Here is a 15,861-nt window from a genome sequence, read left to right as displayed (position 1 = left end):
TCTCGCCCAGGTGCGAGACGGCGTGTTGTGCCAACTGGATGGGGAGGCCGGCGTCAGCCGTCGCCGGGGCGGCGGCCGCCCGCGTCGTCCTCGTCCACCGGGCCGGGGCCGGGGTCGCCGCGCTGCACGATGGTCGCGGGGTCGAGGTCGTCCTCCGGCGGCACGTCGACGTCGCCGGTGTCGTCCGGGCCTCCGGTGCCGGGGAGTACGTCGTCGCCGGTCTGGTCGTCCTGCTTGGCGGCGGTCTCCCGCTCGCTGGAGGGGCTGTAGGAGCGGTCCTTGGCGGTGAGGTCGCGGTCGCCGAGGTCGCCGCCCTCGGTTCCGGCCGGGTCGGTTCCTCCGGGGTTGCGCGTGTCGTCCATTCGCTGCACGGTACGCGCCGCCCGCGCCGGTCCCAAGCCCCTGACGCGGGACGGCCTCCGGTGTTCGGTGGAGGGGAGATCATCGACGAATCGGAGGAACGCATGTCCTTTCCCGAACAGCAGCAACAGCCTCCCGGCGACACGGACGCCATGGAGCCCCGGCCGGACCACGGCGAGCAGAGCTACCGCGGCAGCGGCAAGCTCGAGGGCAAGGTGGCGCTGATCACCGGCGCGGACAGCGGCATCGGCAAGGCCGTCGCCATCGCGTACGCCCGCGAGGGCGCCGACGTCGCCATCTCGTACCTCAGCGAGCAGGACGACGCCGAGGACACGGCGAAGTGGGTGCGCGAGGCGGGCAGGAAGGCCCTCCTGCTTCCGGGTGACGTCTCCGACCCGCAGCACTGCCGCGACCTCGTCGCGAGGACGGTGGAGGAGCTCGGCGGCCTCGACATCCTCGTCAGCAATGCCGCCTACCAGATGGACCACCCGCAGCTGGAGGAGGTCACCGATGACGAGTGGGACCACACCATCGCCACGAACCTGTCGGCCTTCTTCCACCTGGTGAAGGCGGCCCTTCCGCACCTCAAGGCGGGCGCGAGCATCATCGGCTCGTCGTCGGTCAACTCCGACATGCCGTCGCCGACGCTGCTGCCGTACGCGGCGACCAAGGCGGCGATCGCGAACATGACGGCGTCGCTGGCGCAGCTGCTCGGCGAGCGCGGCATCAGGGCCAACAGCGTCGCGCCCGGACCGATCTGGACGCCGCTCATCCCCTCCACGATGCCGGAGGAGAAGGTGTCGCAGTTCGGCAGCGACACCCCGCTCGGCCGCGCCGGGCAGCCGGCCGAGCTGGCGCCGGTGTACGTGCTCCTCGCCTCCGACGACGGCTCGTACGTCTCTGGCGCACGAGTGGCGGTGACCGGCGGGCGGCCGATCCTGTAACGCCGCACCCGCCCGCGGACGACGAAGCGGGGCGGCGCCCGCCGCCGCGGCCCCGCCGGCGCCGCGGCGCGGCGGGCGCCGCGCGGACCCGCACCGGGCGGCCCGCCCGGCCCCCGCCCCCCGCCCCCGGGGCCCCCCCCGGCGGCCGGCCCCCGCTTCCGATGCTCGGGATGCGGTCGGACGGCTCAGACCTGCGGGCCGGGCTCGACGTCGCCGCGCCAGGCGCCGGTCTCGCTGCCCTGGCTCTCGATGAACTTCTTGAAGTTCTGGAGGTCCTTCTTGACCGCGTGGTCGTCGACGCCGAAGACGGCGCCGGCCTTCTCCAGCAGGTCGGACGGTGCCCAGTCGATCTGCGCCGTCACCCGGGAGGTGGTGTCGGACAGGCGGTGGAAGGTCACGACTCCCGCGTGCTCCACCTCGCCGCCGACGCTCTTCCAGGCGACGCGCTCGTCGGGGTGCTGCTCGGTGATCTGCGTGTCGAACTCCCGCTCGGCGCCGCCGATCTTCACGCGCCAGTGGTTGGTGGTGTCGTCGATCTGGCGGATCTCCTCGACCTCGTCGAGGAAGTGCGGGAACGACTCGAACTGCGTCCACTGGTTGTAGGCGGTGCTGACGGGGACGTCCACATCGATGGACTCGGTGACCGAAGCCATGGGATCTCCTTCTTCTTCGTTTTCGAACGATCGGGGTGGGATCGGCGCCGACGGTAGGCCGCCGCCTCGGGGGGAGGCGAGGGCCTGGACATCGGCGGTCGATCGTGCGACAGTGCGCACCGTCGGACGATGCACGCGGCGCGCTCCGGCTGCCTCCGGCTGCCTCCGGCTACGCGGGCTGCGCCGGACCCACCGGCCAGCGGAGCAGCGCCGCCGCGGGCGCATCGTCAGGGAGCTCACCCTGAGCCGTGACCACGACCTCCGCGTCGGTCAGGACCGCCGCGCGGGCGATGCCGACCGAGGCCGGGACGATCCCGAGCTCACCGGCGCCGAAGTCCTGCTCGGGCGCGGTGGCGACCCAGGGCGCCGCATCGAGCGCGATGACCGTCCGCTCGCCCTCGTCGTCGCCGAGCGGGGCGGCCGGCGGGACGAAGACCGTGCCTGCCTGACTCTCCTGCAGGGCGGTCACGACCTCGCCGATCCCGAGCGCCTCCGTGCGGCTCTCGCCGTCGGAGCGCGAGAAGAGGCGCTCGACCCGCTCGCGCTCGTCGGCGGCCGCGACCTCGGCGACGACCTGCTCGCACCGCCGGAACAGCGCCTCGCGGTCGTCGCCCGGCGACGCCTCCAACGGCTCGGCGGCGCGCCGCTCGCTCGCCGCGGGCGGCAGCGCGTCGCGGACGAGCTGCACCGCGCGCACGTCGCCGGCCAGCACGATGACGCGCGGCCGGAACCGTTCGACGAGCTCGGAGACGCGCTGGGCGACCTCCTTCTCGTTGTGCTTCCAGGTCTCCTCGGTGTGGTGCTGGTAGCGCAGGTGCGACCAGCCCCCGCCGGGGACCTTGTGGAGGCTGTCCGTCGCGCCCTCGACGCGCTCGCCGGGATCGTCCTGCTGCAGCTCGGCGAATTCCGACCGGCGGTGCCAGATCGTGGCGCCGTCGCGCTCGGCCTCGACCAGCAGGGCGTCGAAGTCGAAGGCGTCCCTGGCCAGCAGCGGGAGCGGGTCGAGGACGTTGCTCACCCGGCCCCAGCCGTCGCCCTGGATCTGCGTGATCAGGACCTGGTTCACCTCCACCGAGCCCTCGCGCACCGCGAGGAACCGGGCGCAGGGGCTCGGGCTGTGGTGCTCGGCCGCGAGGGCCTCCTGCACGGCGTCGTGGTCGGCCTGCGTCGCGCCCTGCTCCAGCAGGGACGCGAGGATGGCGCGATGCCGCAGGTCGTTCGTCCGCTTGGGGTCGCTGACGTCGCGGGACACGTCGGCCAGGACGGTCACCCAGGGCCCCGGCTCTGCCAGCGGGCCGGCGAGCAGATCGCGCGCGCTCATCGGCCCGACTCCTCGTCGCCGGCGGTGGGTCCGGTCGTCGCGTCGCCCTCCGTCTCGGTGCTGTAGATCACCTCGTCCTCGCCGCCGAGATCCTCAGGCGTGGCGGGGGAGGCGCCGGAGACCGGCGCGCCGGGGTCCGCCTCCTCGCCTTCGATGCCGGAGGCCGCGACCACCTCGGCGTCGTCGGTGTCGTCGGGCATCGGCTCGGTCTGCCGCCACTCCTCGACGTGGCTGTTGCCGCCGTGGCCCTGCACGATGGGCTGGGCCTCGTGCTTGAGCTGCTCGTCCTGTGCGGGCCCGTGCTTCGTGTTTCCGCGTTCCATCGCAACCTCCTTGAGCGTCTGGTCTCGGTTGTGGAACGCGACCGAACCAACCATCGCGGGCGATGCGCTGCAAGGACTTGCGACCCGGGGATTCGGGGGTAGGAGTGGCGGGCGCCGCCGAGGCGATCACCGCGTGGCGCGCGTCACGTCCAGCGGCGCGTCGACCACCGCTCGAACAGGCCGAGCAGGGAGTCCGTCAGCTTGCCCAGCAGGGCGAGCAGGATGATCGCGAGGAACAGGCGGTCGGTGCGGCCGTTGTTCTGCGAGTCGCTGAGGAGGAAGCCGAGGCCCATCGACGAGGCGATGAGTTCGGCGGCGACGAGGAACAGCCACGCCTGCGCGAGCGCCAAGCGGAGCCCGGAGATCACCGACGGCAGCACCGACGGCAGCTGCACGGTCAGGAAGAGCCGGACGCCGTGGAGACCGAACGCGCGGCCCGCCTCCACCAGGTGCCGGTCGACATGGCGGAGGGCCGCCGCGACCGTCGTGTAGACCGGGAAGAAGGCGCCGATCGCGATGAGGATGATCTTGGAGTCCTCGCCGATCTTGAACCAGAGGATCAGCAGAGGCACCCAGGCCAGCGACGGCACCGCCCGCACCGCGGCGAGCGTCGTGCTGAACAGGATGTCGCCCAGCCGCGACAGTCCGACGACGGCGCCGAGCAGCAGGCCGAGCGCGGCTCCGCAGGCGAAGCCGATCAGCACGCGCTGCGTCGAGATGGCGATGTAGAGCCCGAGGAGGCCGCGCTGCGCCAGGTCGACGGCGGCCTCCCACACCATCGCCGGCGACGGCAGCTGCGCCGAGGTGAACGCACCGGAGGTCGACGCGACCTGCCAGACCACGAGGAGGACTGCGGGGAGGAGGAGCCCCCCGGCGATCCGCACCCAGCGGCGCGACAGGAACGGCGTGCGCGCGACGGTCCGGCCGCCGGCTTCGACCACGACGGGATCGGCCGCCGGCCGCTCCTGCTCGCGGGCCACCGATGTGGCCGAGAGGCCCCCGCCGGGACCGCCGACCACGATCAGCGGGCCGTCGCCCTCCGGTGCGTTCTGATACGACATGGCTCGCTCAGTCTCCGATGACGCTCGGGTCGGCGGCCTTGGCGAAGGTCGGGTCGAGCAGCGACTTCAGCGCGGTGTCGATGTCGCTCTGCGCCCGCACGTCGCCCGACTGGACGAAGATCGGGCCGACCTTCGTGAGCACCTTCAGCTGGGCGTCGCCGGGGATGGGCGACACGTCGAGGTTGGTGCGCTCGGTGATGACCGTGGTCGCCACCTGCTTGTCGATGCCCGCGACGTCGGAGAGGATCTGCGCCGTCTCGTCGGGGTGCTCCTGCGCCCAGGCGCGGGCGTACTCGTAGGTGTTCACGACGGTCTGCGCCACATCCGGCTTGTCCTTCAGGAACGACTCGGTCGCGTTGAGGAAGCCGTAGGTGTTGAAGCCCACGTTGCGGTAGATCAGCTTGGCGCCCGACTTCTCGGCGTTGGCCATGATCGGGTCGAGCCCGCTCCACGCGTCGACCGAGCCGTTCTGCAGGGCGGCCCAGCCGTCGGCGTGCTGGAGGTTCTGGATGGTGACGTCGTCGGCCGAGAGACCGTTGGCCTCCAGCGACTGCAGGAGGAAGAAGTAGGGGTCGGTGCCCTTGGTCGCGGCGACCTGCTTGCCCTTCAGCTGCTCCACCGACGTGATGTCGGAGTTCGGGCCGACGACGATCGCCGACCACTCCGGCTGGGAGAAGATGTCGATGGTCTTGATCGGCGAGCCGTTCGACCGGGCCAGCAGCGCGGCGGAGCCGGCGGTGGAGCCCACGTCGATCGCACCGGAGCGCAGCGCCTCGTTGGCCTTGTTGGAGCCGGCGGACTGCACCCAGTTGACGGTGATGTCCTGCTTCTTCAGCGCCTTCTCGAGCCAGCCCTCCTTCTTGATGACCAGGCTCAGCGGGTTGTAGGTGGCGAAGTCGATGTTGAGCGTTCCGCCCTGCGTGGTGCCGGTGGTGCTCTTCGGCGCGGCGGCGGAGCCCTCGCCGGCCACGCAGCCGGTCAGGAGCAGGGCCGGCGCCGCGGCGGCGGCCGCGAGGGCGGTGACGATGGTGGGGGTGCGGCGCATGGTGGCCTCTCTGGTCTGTGCTGCTGATGCTGTGTCGGGTGCTGCGGTGAGGTGGTGCTGCCGTGCGGTGGTGCTGGCGGTGCGGTGCTGCGGCGACGTGACGATCCTCGCGGGAGCGCTCGCCCGGCGGGCGCCTCTCGCGGAATCTGTGGAATCAGCCGCGGACGGCGACGGGTGTGGAGGAGGTGGGGACGCCAGGTTCGTGGGCGTTCCCGTGCCGGTCGATGCCGAGCCCGTCGAGCAGCTCGGCGCGCAGCTCGGCGAGCTCCGCCGATCCGCGGTCGCGCGGGCGCTCTCCTGGCACGGTGGTGACGCTGCGGATGGTCGCGCCCGGGAGTGCGGGCGTGTCACCGGCGTGCGCGGCCGTCCCCGCGCCGTGCGCCTGAGCCGCGCCGACCTCCTCGGCGCCGCGCAGGATGATGCGATCGGCGAGTTGGAGGGCCTCGTCGACGTCGTGGGTGACGAGGAGGATCGTGGTGGGCGCCGCCGCGTGCACGTCGAGCAGGAGGTCCTGCATCTTCAGCCGGGTCAGCGCGTCGAGCGCGCCGAACGGCTCGTCCAGCAGCAGCACGCCGGGGTTGCGGGCGAGGGCGCGCGCGAGCGAGGTGCGCTGCGCCATGCCGCCGGAGACCTCCCGCGGGCGCAGTCCGGCCGAGCCGGAGAGACCGACCAGGTCGAGGAGGCGCGCGACCCGCTGCCTGCCCTCGGCGCGGTCGAGGCCGCGCGGCAGGCCGAGGGCGACGTTGTCCGCGAGCGAGCGCCACGGCAGCAGCCGCGGCTCCTGGAAGCCGATGGCGCACCGTGGGTCGATGCCGGAGACGGGCGTGCCGTCGATCAGCGCCGTACCCGCGGTGGGGGTGTCGAGTCCGCCGGCGATGCGCAGCAGCGTCGACTTGCCGCAGCCGCTCGGCCCGAGGATCGCGACGACCTCACCGGGCTCGACGCGCAGCGAGATGTCGCGGAGGACGGTCCGGACGCCCGCGTCCGTGCCGCGGCGCCGCGGGGCCGCGAACGACCGCCCCACGCCGGCGAACTCGACGGGGGAGGCGGTGGATGCGGCGGTGGCGGCCATGATGGTCCGACGCTACCGAAGCCTCCCGTCGCCCGCCCGCCGCCCGAAACGCGACGTAACGAAGACTTGCGCGACTCAGAAGGTCGCGCCGGGGACGCCCGAGACCACGAGGGCCGCCCCGCCGATCCACACGCCGATCGCGAGCACGATGCCCGCCAGCGGCACCCAGAAGGCGAGCCGCCGCCGCACCAGCAGGACGATCGCGACGACGAGCGCGACCAGCGCCACCGCCCCGGGACCGAGCAGCGCGACGAAGAAGCCGACGCCCATCCTCCCGGTGTCGCAGACGGTCGAAGCGCCGCACGGATCGCTCGCGAACACCAGGAAGAACGCGAAGAATGTGAGGATCGCCGCGACGACGAGACCGACGACGAGCAGGACCGTCGTCGTGATCACGTCCCAGAGCCTCGCGGGGCGCTGCAACTGGCCCGGCGGCGGACCTGGGGGCGGGAGGCTCACGGCGGCAGCTAGCGCTCGCGGTCAGCCGAAGATCATCGGCCGGTCGTCGTCCTCCTCGGGCGTGACCGCGTCGGTCAGCTCGACCAGCACAGGGACGTGGTCGCTCGGGGCGTCGCCCTTGCGCTCGTTGCGGTGGATGCTCGCGCCCGCGACCCGGTCGGCGAAGGCCCGCGAGCCGAGGATGAAGTCGATGCGCAGGCCCTCGTTGCGGGGGAAGCGGAGCTGCTTGTAGTCCCAGTACGTGTATCCCTCGGGCACGAGCGGGCGGACGACGTCCGTCAGCCCGGCGGCCTCGAAGTCGGCGAAGGCGGCACGCTCGGGCGGCGAGATGTGCGTCGACAGGCCGGGCACCAGGCTCGGGTCGCCGACGTCGGAGTCGAGCGGGGCCACGTTCCAGTCGCCCATCAGCGCCAGGGGGAGGTCGGGGTCGGCGCCCAGCCACGCGCGCGTGTCGGCGGAGAGGGCGGCCAGCCAGTCCAGCTTGTACGTGTAGTGCGGGTCGGCGAGCGAGCGGCCGTTCGGCACGTACAGGCTCCACAGGCGCACGCCCTCGACGGTGGCGCCGATCGCGCGGGCCTCCTTGGGCAGGTCGGGGCCGTCGTGATCCTTGAGGAAGCCCGGCATGTCGGGGAAGCCGATCTCGACATCGGCGAGCGGCAGCCGGCTCGCGATCGCGACGCCGTTCCACTGGTTCAGACCGTGCAGCACGACCTCGTACCCGGCCTCCTCGAAGGGGGCGTACGGGAACTGCTCCGGCTTGCACTTGATCTCCTGCATGGCCAGGACATCCACGTCTTCACGCACCGCCCAGTCCACGACGCGAGCGACGCGGGTGCGGATGGAGTTCACATTCCAGGTGGCGATGCGCATGCCCCGATCGTATCGGCCGGGGCCGACGCCGCCCTTCGCCCTAGAATCAGGGATGTGACCGACGCACGACAGCAGCTCATCGACTACATCTCGGCCGAGGCCGTGTTCCACGGCGACTTCACGCTGACCAGCGGCAAGAAGGCCACCTACTACGTCGACCTGCGCAAGGTCAGCCTCGACCACCGCGTCGCGCCGCTGATCGGGCAGGTCATGCTCGACCTCATCGCCGGTGTGGAGGATGTCGCGGCCGTCGGCGGGATGACCATGGGCGCCGATCCGGTCGCCGCCGCGATCCTGCACCAGGGCGCCGCGCGCGGCCTCGCCTACGACGCCTTCGTCGTGCGCAAGGAGCCGAAGGACCACGGCCGCGGCAAGCAGGTCGAAGGACCGGACCTGGCCGGCAAGCGCGTGATCGTGCTGGAGGACACCTCCACGACCGGAGGCTCGCCGCTGAAGGCCGCCGAGGCGCTGAAGAAGGTGGGCGCCGAGATCGCCGCCGTCGCCGTGGTCGTCGACCGCGACACGGGCGCGCGCGAGGCCATCGAGGCGGCCGGCTACCCGTACTACGCCGCGATCGGCTTGAAGGACCTGGGGCTGGAGTAGTGGCCGAGCACCGCGATCCGCAGCCGGGCGAGGGCCGACCGGAGGGACCGGAGGGTTCCGAGCCGGTGGTGCCGTCGCGCGGCGAGGCGGGGGTGAGCGGTGCGGATGGTGCGGCTGGGCCGGTTGCTGATGGGGCTGCGGAGCCTGCGGAGGCGTCGAATTCGGAGCCGTCGGAGTCGGAGCCGTCGGAGACCGAGCCCGAGATCGGGAGCTCGGAATGGCTGCTGCAGCAGCTGACGGGCGGACGGCGCGTGCGGCGGCGGGCGGACACCGGCGAGAGCGTGGTCGGGGCGGGCTCCGGCGACGCGGGGCCCAGCGAGGCGGTCGTGGGCGGTGTGCCGGATGGTGCGCCGTCGGCGGCGGGCGAGGCGGTGTCGGGTGCGCCGGTGGCGGGTGCGCCGGTGCCCGGCGCGTCTGGCCCAGCGGCGACTGGCGCGGATCCGTCGGCGCCCGGTGTTCCAGCGGCAGAGGATGCGCTGCCTCCCGCGGTGAGCGTCCCCCGGATCGATCAGGACGGCGGTTTCGAGGCTCTCCTGCGCGCCGACGACGACCGGCCGCGCGAGACCGCCGAGCCGGAGGAGCCGGGCGGGTTCCCGTGGCACCTCACGCCCGGCGTGGAGCCGAGCGCGGGGGAGCCGGAGACGGCCGACGCGGATTCCGGAGCCGGCGCGGGGAGGGCAACCGGGGGACCGGCCACCGTATCGGGCGAGCAGGAAGCGCCGACCGTCGCGATGCCGGTGCCGCCGATGCGCGGGGCGGAGGCTGTCGATTCGCCGTCTGTGCCTGATGCGACCGCCGCACTGCCGACGGCGGTGACGCAGTCGAACGAGGCCGTCGATCCCACTCGCCCGTCTGCCGACACCGCAGCGCTGCCGGTGACTCCGGCCGCCGGGCCTGTTGATCCCACGCCTGCGCCTGGCGCGTCCGCAGCGACGCCGGTGACTCCCCTCGCCGAGCCTGTCGATCCTGAGCTTGCCGCACCCGCATCTCCGGCCGGACCCACCGCACCCGCATCTGCGGCCGCGCCGGGGGCGTTCGAGCCTTCGAGCTTCGCCGCCTCCCTCCGTATGCCGCAGCCTGCTGCGGAGCCGCCGGCCGGTCAGGGACCGGCCGATCAGCCGACCGACGAGGCCGCCACCGGGGAGCGGGCAGACGCAGCCTCCTCGGAGACCCCCGATGCTGCCCGGGACGAGACCGCAGAGCAGGGGCACGGCCTCGCCGCGCTGCTCGGCCTCGGGCCCGTGGAGGATCGCCCGCAGAAGTGGTCGGGCATCGGGGACACGACGGGGATCATCCCGCTTCCGCGCGCCGCCGTCCGTCCGCGAGCTGACGCGGGGCAGGCCGCGCCGCCCCCAGCGGACGGGACCGCGGGAGACATGCCCGCCGGCGTCTTCGTGCCTCCGTTCGCGGCCGATCCGGTCGTCCCTCCTGTCGCGCCGGTTCCGCCCGCTCCGTCCGCGCCGCCGGCGTTCGCCGCACCGCAGGAGCCGCCGGTGCCCGCGCAGCCGGTGCTGCCGCCGCCTCCCGCCTCCCAGCTGTTCGAGCCGACCGGCGCTGCCGGGGACGTCCCGACCGCGCAACTGAGCACCGCCGAGATCGCCGCCCTCCCCGCGGAGAGCGCGGGCACGGCGGCGCCGCCGCGCGCGCCGAGTGAGTCCGCAGGTGCTGCGCCCGCTGGTCCGGCTGCGCCTGTTGCCGGTGAGCCTGCTGCCGGGTCTGCCGGTCCGGCTGTGCCGGGGGCCGGTGGGGGTGCCGCTGCCGGGTCTGCTGGTCCGGCTGTGCCGGTGGCCGGTGAGGTTGCCGCCGGGTCTGCTGGTCTCGCTGTGCCTGTTGCTGGCGAGTCCGCCAGTGCCGGGTCTGCTGGTCCCGCCGTGCCTGCAAGCAGTGAGCCCGGCTTGCCCGAGCCTGTCGCCCCGAGCGTGCCGGCGGCCGGTGAGTCCGCTGCCGAGCCCGCCGCTCCGAGCGCACCCGCGACCGCAGACGTCGTGCTGCCGCCGGTAGCGTTCGATCCGCTGATTGCACCCGCGGTCGCCGCAGGTGCAGACGCCACCGCGCCTCGCGACCACCCGACCGACGACGGCGCGACGGCGGACGTCGTCGACGCCGGGCCTGCTCCTGAGCCGTTCGCGACGACCGACATCGTCGAGCCGGAGGCTGCCACGCCGGCCGCAAACGTCACGGCGGGCGGACCGGCGCACGACGCCCTCACCCCCGACGAGGACGAGGAGCAGGAGGACGGCCTCGCCCTTCTGTTCGGCGATGCGGTGTCCGGGCCGGACGACGAGTCGGACGAACACGACGGCGAGCCGGAGGCGGACGACATCGAAGCCCCCGCCGCCGCCGCGGACGCCCACCACGACGTGCCTGCTGAACCGCTCGGGATCGACGCCATCCTGTTCCCCGCAGCCGCGGACGCCACGACGGAGGCCGCTGGGGCGCGGGGGCCGGGTGCGGGTGAGGAACTGTCAGCCCCTGACCAGGCCGGCTTGTTCGGCGGGCAAGGCGCGTCCCAGGAGTCCCGCTTGTTCGACGGGCACAGCGTGTCCGAGGAGCCTGGCGCCGCCGGCGAGGGCCCGCAGGCCGCGGGAACGGCCGCCTTCGAGACCGCCCCGCCGATGACGGCGCCCCTGCCCGCCTTCGACTTCGACGCCCCGACCGTGGCACTCCCGGCGCAGCCCGGGATCGAGGAGGGCCCGGCGGCACCCGGTTCGGAGGAACCGCCGCGCGCACCCGCACACGCCGCGGACTCCGTCACGCACCGCGCTCCCCCCGAGGAGACGCAGCCGTCCGCGTGGGCGGCCGCCTCCGCCGAGCCCACCCAGGCGATGCCCATTCCAGCGGTGCCGGGTGCAGGCGCCGCGGGCGTCGCCGGCGTGACAGGCGCCGGGTCGGCCGTCGCCGCACCCGCCCCGGACACGGCACCCTCCGCGACCGCTGGATCGCCATTCGCGACCGGCGCGTCCGGGTCCGCGACCGCCGCGACCGGGTCCGCGACCGCCGCGTCTGGACCCGCGACCGCCGCGTCCGGGTCCGCGACCGCCGCGTCTGGACCCGCGACCGCCGCGTCCGGGTCCGCGCCCGCTGGATCGGCATCCGCGCCCGGCGCAGCTGCCGCATTCGGATCGGCTTCAGCGCTCGGAGCAGCATCCCCCTCCGGCGCAGCGTCCGCCCCCGCCGCTACGGCGACACCCGCCTCCACCACTCCGCCGCGCCGCCCCTTCGACCTCAAGGATCACCGCCTCCTGTTCGCGATCGCGGGCGCGCTGGCGGTTCTGCTGGTACTGGTCGGTCTCTTCGCGCTCGGCACCCGGCTGCCCGCGCTGTTCGGAGCAGGTGCGCCGGCTGCGGCGCCCGCGGCCTCGGCCTCCTCCTCCGCGACACCATCCGCGACCCCGACCCCGACGCCCACGCCGACCGTCACTCCGAAGCCAGCCGCCCCTGCGGCCGCCGGCGAGCAGAAGTGGGACGCGTTGGGCGGCGGCGAGTGCATCCAGCCGTTCACGACCCCGTGGGCAGAGACGTTCACGGTCGTCGACTGCGCGACCCCGCACGCCGCGCAGATGGTCTGGACCGACGTCCTCTCCGCCGACATCGCGGCGCCCTATCCGGGCGCGGACGCGCTCGCCCAGCAGATCGGTGCCCTGTGCACCGCGCCGGGCATCATCGACCTGGCCGCGGGCGCGCAGTACACGGGCTTGCAGGTGCAGGGATCGTTCCCCGCCACCGACCAGCAGTGGGCGGCCGGCCAGCGTTCGTACTACTGCTTCGCATCGCGCTCGACGGGCGAGCCGCTCACGTCATCCGTCGCGGGCGGCGGCCCGACGGGCTGACGCCGCCCCAACCGGCGCATCCACTTGTCGGGACGGGCGGTTCCGCCAGCAGGGCGCATCCATTTGTCGCGACATGCCGTCCCAGCGGCAGGATCGGTCGGGCCAGCGCATCGACTTGTCACAACGCGCCGTGCTGGTGGCGGCGCGTGCGGCGTGTTGCGCCAAGTGGATGCGGACCGCAGGTGCTGGGCGTCGAGCCGCCCAGACGGGGCGAGGGGCCATCCCGCCGCATCCACTTGTCGTGACATGCCGCCTCGGCGGCGCGACAGGCCGCGTCGGTGCATCGACTTGTCACGACGCGCCGTGCAGGCGGCCGCGCGTGCGGCGTGTTGCGCCAAGTGAATGCGAACCGCGCCAGCAGGCGCCGCGGCCGAGGCCGCGGCCGTAGCCGAGGCGCGGGCCGGGGCTCAGAGCTCCGTCTCCACGGGCTCCGATGCCAGGAGCTCGTGCACGCCCGAGAGGATCTCGTCCGGGCGGAACGGGTAGCGGCCGATCTCGGCCGCGTCGCTGATGCCGGTCAGCACCAGGATCGTGTGGAGGCCCGCCTCGATGCCCGCGACGACGTCCGTGTCCATCCGGTCGCCGATCATCGCCGTGTTCTCGGAGTGCGCGCCGATGCGGTTCATGGCCGAGCGGAACATCATCGGGTTCGGCTTGCCGATGACGTAGGGGTCCATCCCGGTCGCCTTCGTGATCATCGCGGTCACGGCTCCGGTCGCGGGCAGCGGGCCTTCGGCACTGGGGCCGGTGGCGTCCGGGTTCGTGGAGATGAAGCGCGCGCCCTTGCCGATCAGCCGGATGGCCTTCGTGATCGCGTCGAACGAGTAGCTGCGCGTCTCGCCCACGACCACGTAGTCGGGGTTCGTGTCGGTCATGATGAAGCCGGCCTCGTGCAGCGCAGTCGTCAGGCCGGCCTCGCCGATCACGTACGCCGAGCCTCCCGGCGCCTGCGACTTCAGGAAGTCGGCGGTCGCCAGGGCGGAGGTCCAGATCGACTCCTCCGGCACGTGCAGGCCAGAGGCGCGCAGCCGGGCCGACAGGTCGCGCGGCGTGAAGATGGAGTTGTTCGTCAGCACCAGGAACGGGACGCCCTGATCACGCCACTGCTGGATGAGCTCGGGCGCACCGGGAAGCGCCTGATTCTCGTGCACCAGCACGCCATCCATGTCGGTCAGCCAGCATTCGATCTCGTCGCGACGGGACATGGGACCCCTTTCGTGCGGGCCGGACGGCCGGTGGGAGGACGCGACCAGCTTATTGCCTCCCGCCGCGGCGGTCCGGGCGGTCCCGGCTACGCTGTCCCGGTGAGCGAACAGCAGGAGGCGGGCCCCGACCCGGCGGCGACCGACCCGGCGGCGGCCGAGCCGACGCCGGCCGACCCGGCGGCGACCGATCCGACGCCGACCGACGCCCCGTCGCCCACGCCCGCGCCCACGCACGAGCTGACGACCCACGGCGTCGGCCCGTGGCCCGGCGAGTGGCCGGACGACCCGCACTACGATCCCGACCTCCTGCGCCACGGCGACACCCGCAACGTCATCGACCGCTATCGGTACTGGCGGATGGAGGCGATCGTCGCCGACCTCGACGAGCACCGCCACCCCTTCCACGTGGCGATCGAGAACTGGCAGCACGACATGAACATCGGCTCCATCGTGCGCAGCGCCAACGCCTTCGCCGCCGACACCGTGCACATCATCGGGCGGCGGAGGTGGAACAAGCGCGGCGCGATGGTCACCGATCGCTACCAGCACCTCCAGCACCACGACGACGTCGCCGGGTTCGTGGCGTGGGCGCGGGAGGCGGGGCTGCCGATCATCGCGGTGGACAACGTGCCGGGGTCGGTGCTGATCGAGACGTTCGACCTCCCTCGGGAGTGCGTCCTGCTGTTCGGTCAGGAGGGCCCGGGGCTGTCGGCGGAGGCGCTCTCGGCGGCCGACGCGGTCGTCGAGATCGCGCAGTTCGGCTCCACCCGCTCGATCAACGCGTCCGCCGCGGCCGCCGTCGCCATGCACGCGTGGATCCGCGCACACGTCCCGTTCCCGAGGCCCTGAGGGACCAGCCCGCGAGCACGCAGACATTCGCCTGAAAACCGCCGAGTACGCAGACAATCTGCGTACTCGCGGGTTCGGGACGGGACGGGACGGGCGGGGCGCCGGCCGGGTCAGCCGGGGTAGCCGGCGTCGGCCGCGATGCGGGCGATGCCCTCCGCGTCGAGCTCGTAGACGGTCTCGCCGTCGTCGGGCGCGGGAGCGCTGACGACGTGCGCGCGCACCGGCCCGTCGGCCGGAAGGGTCACCCAGGCGAACCCGGCCCCGCGGACCGCCCGCTCGCCCGGCGCCGGCCACAGCACATCGGTCGTGTTGGCGACGGCGGGCGCCACGACGACCGGGACGCCCCGTTCGCCCGCGCGCGTCACCAGCCCGTGGTGGTAGTGCCCGGCGAGGATCAGGCGCACGTCGGCCGCGGCGCACACGGCGAGCAGCGGCTCGGGATCGATGAGCCGCAGCGTCTCGAACAGCCCCGTCGTCGGGGGGACCGGCGGATGGTGCAGCACGACGATCGTCCCGTGCTGGGCCGGCGTCGCGAGGACCGCGCGCAGCCGCTCCAGGCGCTCGTCGCCGATGCGTCCGTACCCTGCCCGCGGCACGGTGGAGTCGACGGTCACCACCCGGAAGCCGCGCACCTCCGTCACGCTCTCGCGGGCGCCGAGCACCTCCTCGAATCCGTCGGTGAGGTCGTGGTTGCCCATCGCGTACACGATCCGCGCACCGCGCTGGGCCGCCCACGGGTCGAGCGTGCCCGCGAGCAGCCGGTAGGAGGCGGCGGTCCCGTCGTCCGACAGATCGCCCGACGCCACGACGACATCCACCTGCTCGGCCTCACCGGCGCGCGCGAGCACCCGGTCGAGGCCGGCCAGGTTGTCGACGATGCCGTAGTGCAGCCTCCCGTCGCCGGTGAGGTGCGTGTCGCTGAGGTGGAGGATGCGCAGGGGAGCCGTCACGCGGCCACCCTACCGGCGCCCCCCGACCTCACTCGGTGTCGAGCGCCTGGATGAGCGCGTCGACCGCGGTGACGAGGTTGTGCAGCGCCTGGCGTTCGATCGAGTCCTCCGGGAGCTTCTGGATGTCGTAGCTCGCGGCGCTCGCCGCCTGCCGTGCTGTGGACAGTGCCGCCTGCACCTCGAGATCGGCCATGGTCGTCCCTCCTCGTCCCGCGGCGTCCGGCCGGGCGGCCGGCGCCGACAGGCAGCACCCTAGTGGGAGGTCGCGCCCGCCGATAGCCCCGGCAGCCCGGACGGCAACCGGGGCAGCCCCCGC

At 73.6% G+C, this 15,861-nt stretch carries 16 protein-coding genes; 4 read left to right on the top strand and 12 right to left on the bottom strand.

Annotated features, from left to right (window positions below):
* Positions 1-53 precede the first annotated feature (53 nt).
* Entirely contained in the window at positions 54-362 is a 309-nt protein-coding gene (locus ACR9ZG_RS13325; protein ID WP_481285330.1) for a hypothetical protein, read from the bottom strand.
* Positions 363-464: 102 nt separating this feature from the next.
* On the opposite strand from ACR9ZG_RS13325, the gene ACR9ZG_RS13320 reads away from it, so the two are divergent.
* Positions 465-1,304, top strand: a complete 840-nt coding sequence (locus ACR9ZG_RS13320; protein ID WP_481285329.1) for an SDR family oxidoreductase — start codon at positions 465-467, stop codon at positions 1,302-1,304.
* A gap of 185 nt (positions 1,305-1,489) precedes the next feature.
* Here the strand turns inward: ACR9ZG_RS13320 and ACR9ZG_RS13315 are convergent, their stop codons facing one another.
* The 8 genes from ACR9ZG_RS13315 to ACR9ZG_RS13280 form a co-directional block, all read right to left on the bottom strand.
* Positions 1,490-1,957 carry an SRPBCC family protein gene (locus tag ACR9ZG_RS13315; RefSeq protein ID WP_481285328.1) on the bottom strand — a complete coding sequence of 156 codons (468 nt, stop codon included), beginning with the start codon at positions 1,955-1,957 and terminating at the stop codon, positions 1,490-1,492.
* 169 nt (positions 1,958-2,126) lie between these two features.
* On the bottom strand, positions 2,127-3,278 hold the full coding sequence (locus ACR9ZG_RS13310; RefSeq protein ID WP_481285327.1) for a baeRF2 domain-containing protein: 1,152 nt from the start codon (positions 3,276-3,278) through the stop codon (positions 2,127-2,129).
* Positions 3,275-3,601 carry a hypothetical protein gene (locus ACR9ZG_RS13305; RefSeq protein ID WP_481285326.1) on the bottom strand — a complete coding sequence of 109 codons (327 nt, stop codon included), beginning with the start codon at positions 3,599-3,601 and terminating at the stop codon, positions 3,275-3,277. The genes ACR9ZG_RS13310 and ACR9ZG_RS13305 overlap by 4 nt, the downstream gene beginning before the upstream one ends.
* Positions 3,602-3,744: 143 nt before the next feature.
* Positions 3,745-4,662 carry an ABC transporter permease gene (locus ACR9ZG_RS13300; protein WP_481285325.1) on the bottom strand — a complete coding sequence of 306 codons (918 nt, stop codon included), beginning with the start codon at positions 4,660-4,662 and terminating at the stop codon, positions 3,745-3,747.
* A gap of 7 nt (positions 4,663-4,669) precedes the next feature.
* On the bottom strand, positions 4,670-5,707 hold the full coding sequence (locus ACR9ZG_RS13295) for an aliphatic sulfonate ABC transporter substrate-binding protein (protein WP_481285324.1): 1,038 nt from the start codon (positions 5,705-5,707) through the stop codon (positions 4,670-4,672).
* A 154-nt stretch (positions 5,708-5,861) separates the two neighbouring features.
* On the bottom strand, positions 5,862-6,779 hold the full coding sequence (locus ACR9ZG_RS13290; protein WP_481285323.1) for an ABC transporter ATP-binding protein: 918 nt from the start codon (positions 6,777-6,779) through the stop codon (positions 5,862-5,864).
* 75 nt (positions 6,780-6,854) lie between these two features.
* Positions 6,855-7,238 (bottom strand): DUF6264 family protein, encoded by a 384-nt coding sequence (locus ACR9ZG_RS13285; protein WP_481285322.1) that lies wholly within the window; start codon positions 7,236-7,238, stop codon positions 6,855-6,857.
* Positions 7,239-7,259: 21 nt separating this feature from the next.
* On the bottom strand, positions 7,260-8,108 hold the full coding sequence (locus tag ACR9ZG_RS13280; RefSeq protein ID WP_481285321.1) for an exodeoxyribonuclease III: 849 nt from the start codon (positions 8,106-8,108) through the stop codon (positions 7,260-7,262).
* 54 nt (positions 8,109-8,162) lie between these two features.
* On the opposite strand from ACR9ZG_RS13280, the gene pyrE reads away from it, so the two are divergent.
* Together pyrE and ACR9ZG_RS13270 are read left to right on the top strand one after the other, a co-directional pair.
* Positions 8,163-8,711: an orotate phosphoribosyltransferase gene (gene pyrE / locus ACR9ZG_RS13275; protein WP_481285320.1), complete on the top strand. Its 549-nt coding sequence runs from the start codon at positions 8,163-8,165 to the stop codon at positions 8,709-8,711.
* Positions 8,711-12,541 (top strand): DNA polymerase III subunit gamma/tau domain-containing protein, encoded by a 3,831-nt coding sequence (locus tag ACR9ZG_RS13270; protein ID WP_481285319.1) that lies wholly within the window; start codon positions 8,711-8,713, stop codon positions 12,539-12,541. The genes pyrE and ACR9ZG_RS13270 overlap by 1 nt, the downstream gene beginning before the upstream one ends.
* A 407-nt stretch (positions 12,542-12,948) precedes the next feature.
* Here the strand turns inward: ACR9ZG_RS13270 and ACR9ZG_RS13265 are convergent, their stop codons facing one another.
* Positions 12,949-13,746 carry an HAD-IIA family hydrolase gene (locus tag ACR9ZG_RS13265; RefSeq protein ID WP_481285318.1) on the bottom strand — a complete coding sequence of 266 codons (798 nt, stop codon included), beginning with the start codon at positions 13,744-13,746 and terminating at the stop codon, positions 12,949-12,951.
* A 237-nt stretch (positions 13,747-13,983) separates the two neighbouring features.
* On the opposite strand from ACR9ZG_RS13265, the gene ACR9ZG_RS13260 reads away from it, so the two are divergent.
* The gene (locus ACR9ZG_RS13260) at positions 13,984-14,595 is read left to right on the top strand and encodes a TrmH family RNA methyltransferase (protein WP_481285331.1); all 612 of its coding nucleotides are present in this window, start codon (positions 13,984-13,986) and stop codon (positions 14,593-14,595) included.
* Positions 14,596-14,705: 110 nt separating this feature from the next.
* On the opposite strand, the gene ACR9ZG_RS13255 is transcribed toward ACR9ZG_RS13260, so the two are convergent.
* A complete protein-coding gene (locus tag ACR9ZG_RS13255) occupies positions 14,706-15,545 on the bottom strand; it encodes a metallophosphoesterase family protein (RefSeq protein ID WP_481285317.1) in 840 nt (279 codons plus the stop codon).
* A gap of 28 nt (positions 15,546-15,573) precedes the next feature.
* Entirely contained in the window at positions 15,574-15,738 is a 165-nt protein-coding gene (locus tag ACR9ZG_RS13250; protein WP_481285316.1) for a hypothetical protein, read from the bottom strand.
* Between the last annotated feature and the right edge of the window lie 123 nt (positions 15,739-15,861).

Source organism: Leifsonia sp. KNZ12-8B, assembly GCF_056755495.1.
The sequence above is the reverse complement of the archived record's forward strand: the minus strand, read 5'-3'. Positions and strand labels throughout refer to the sequence as shown.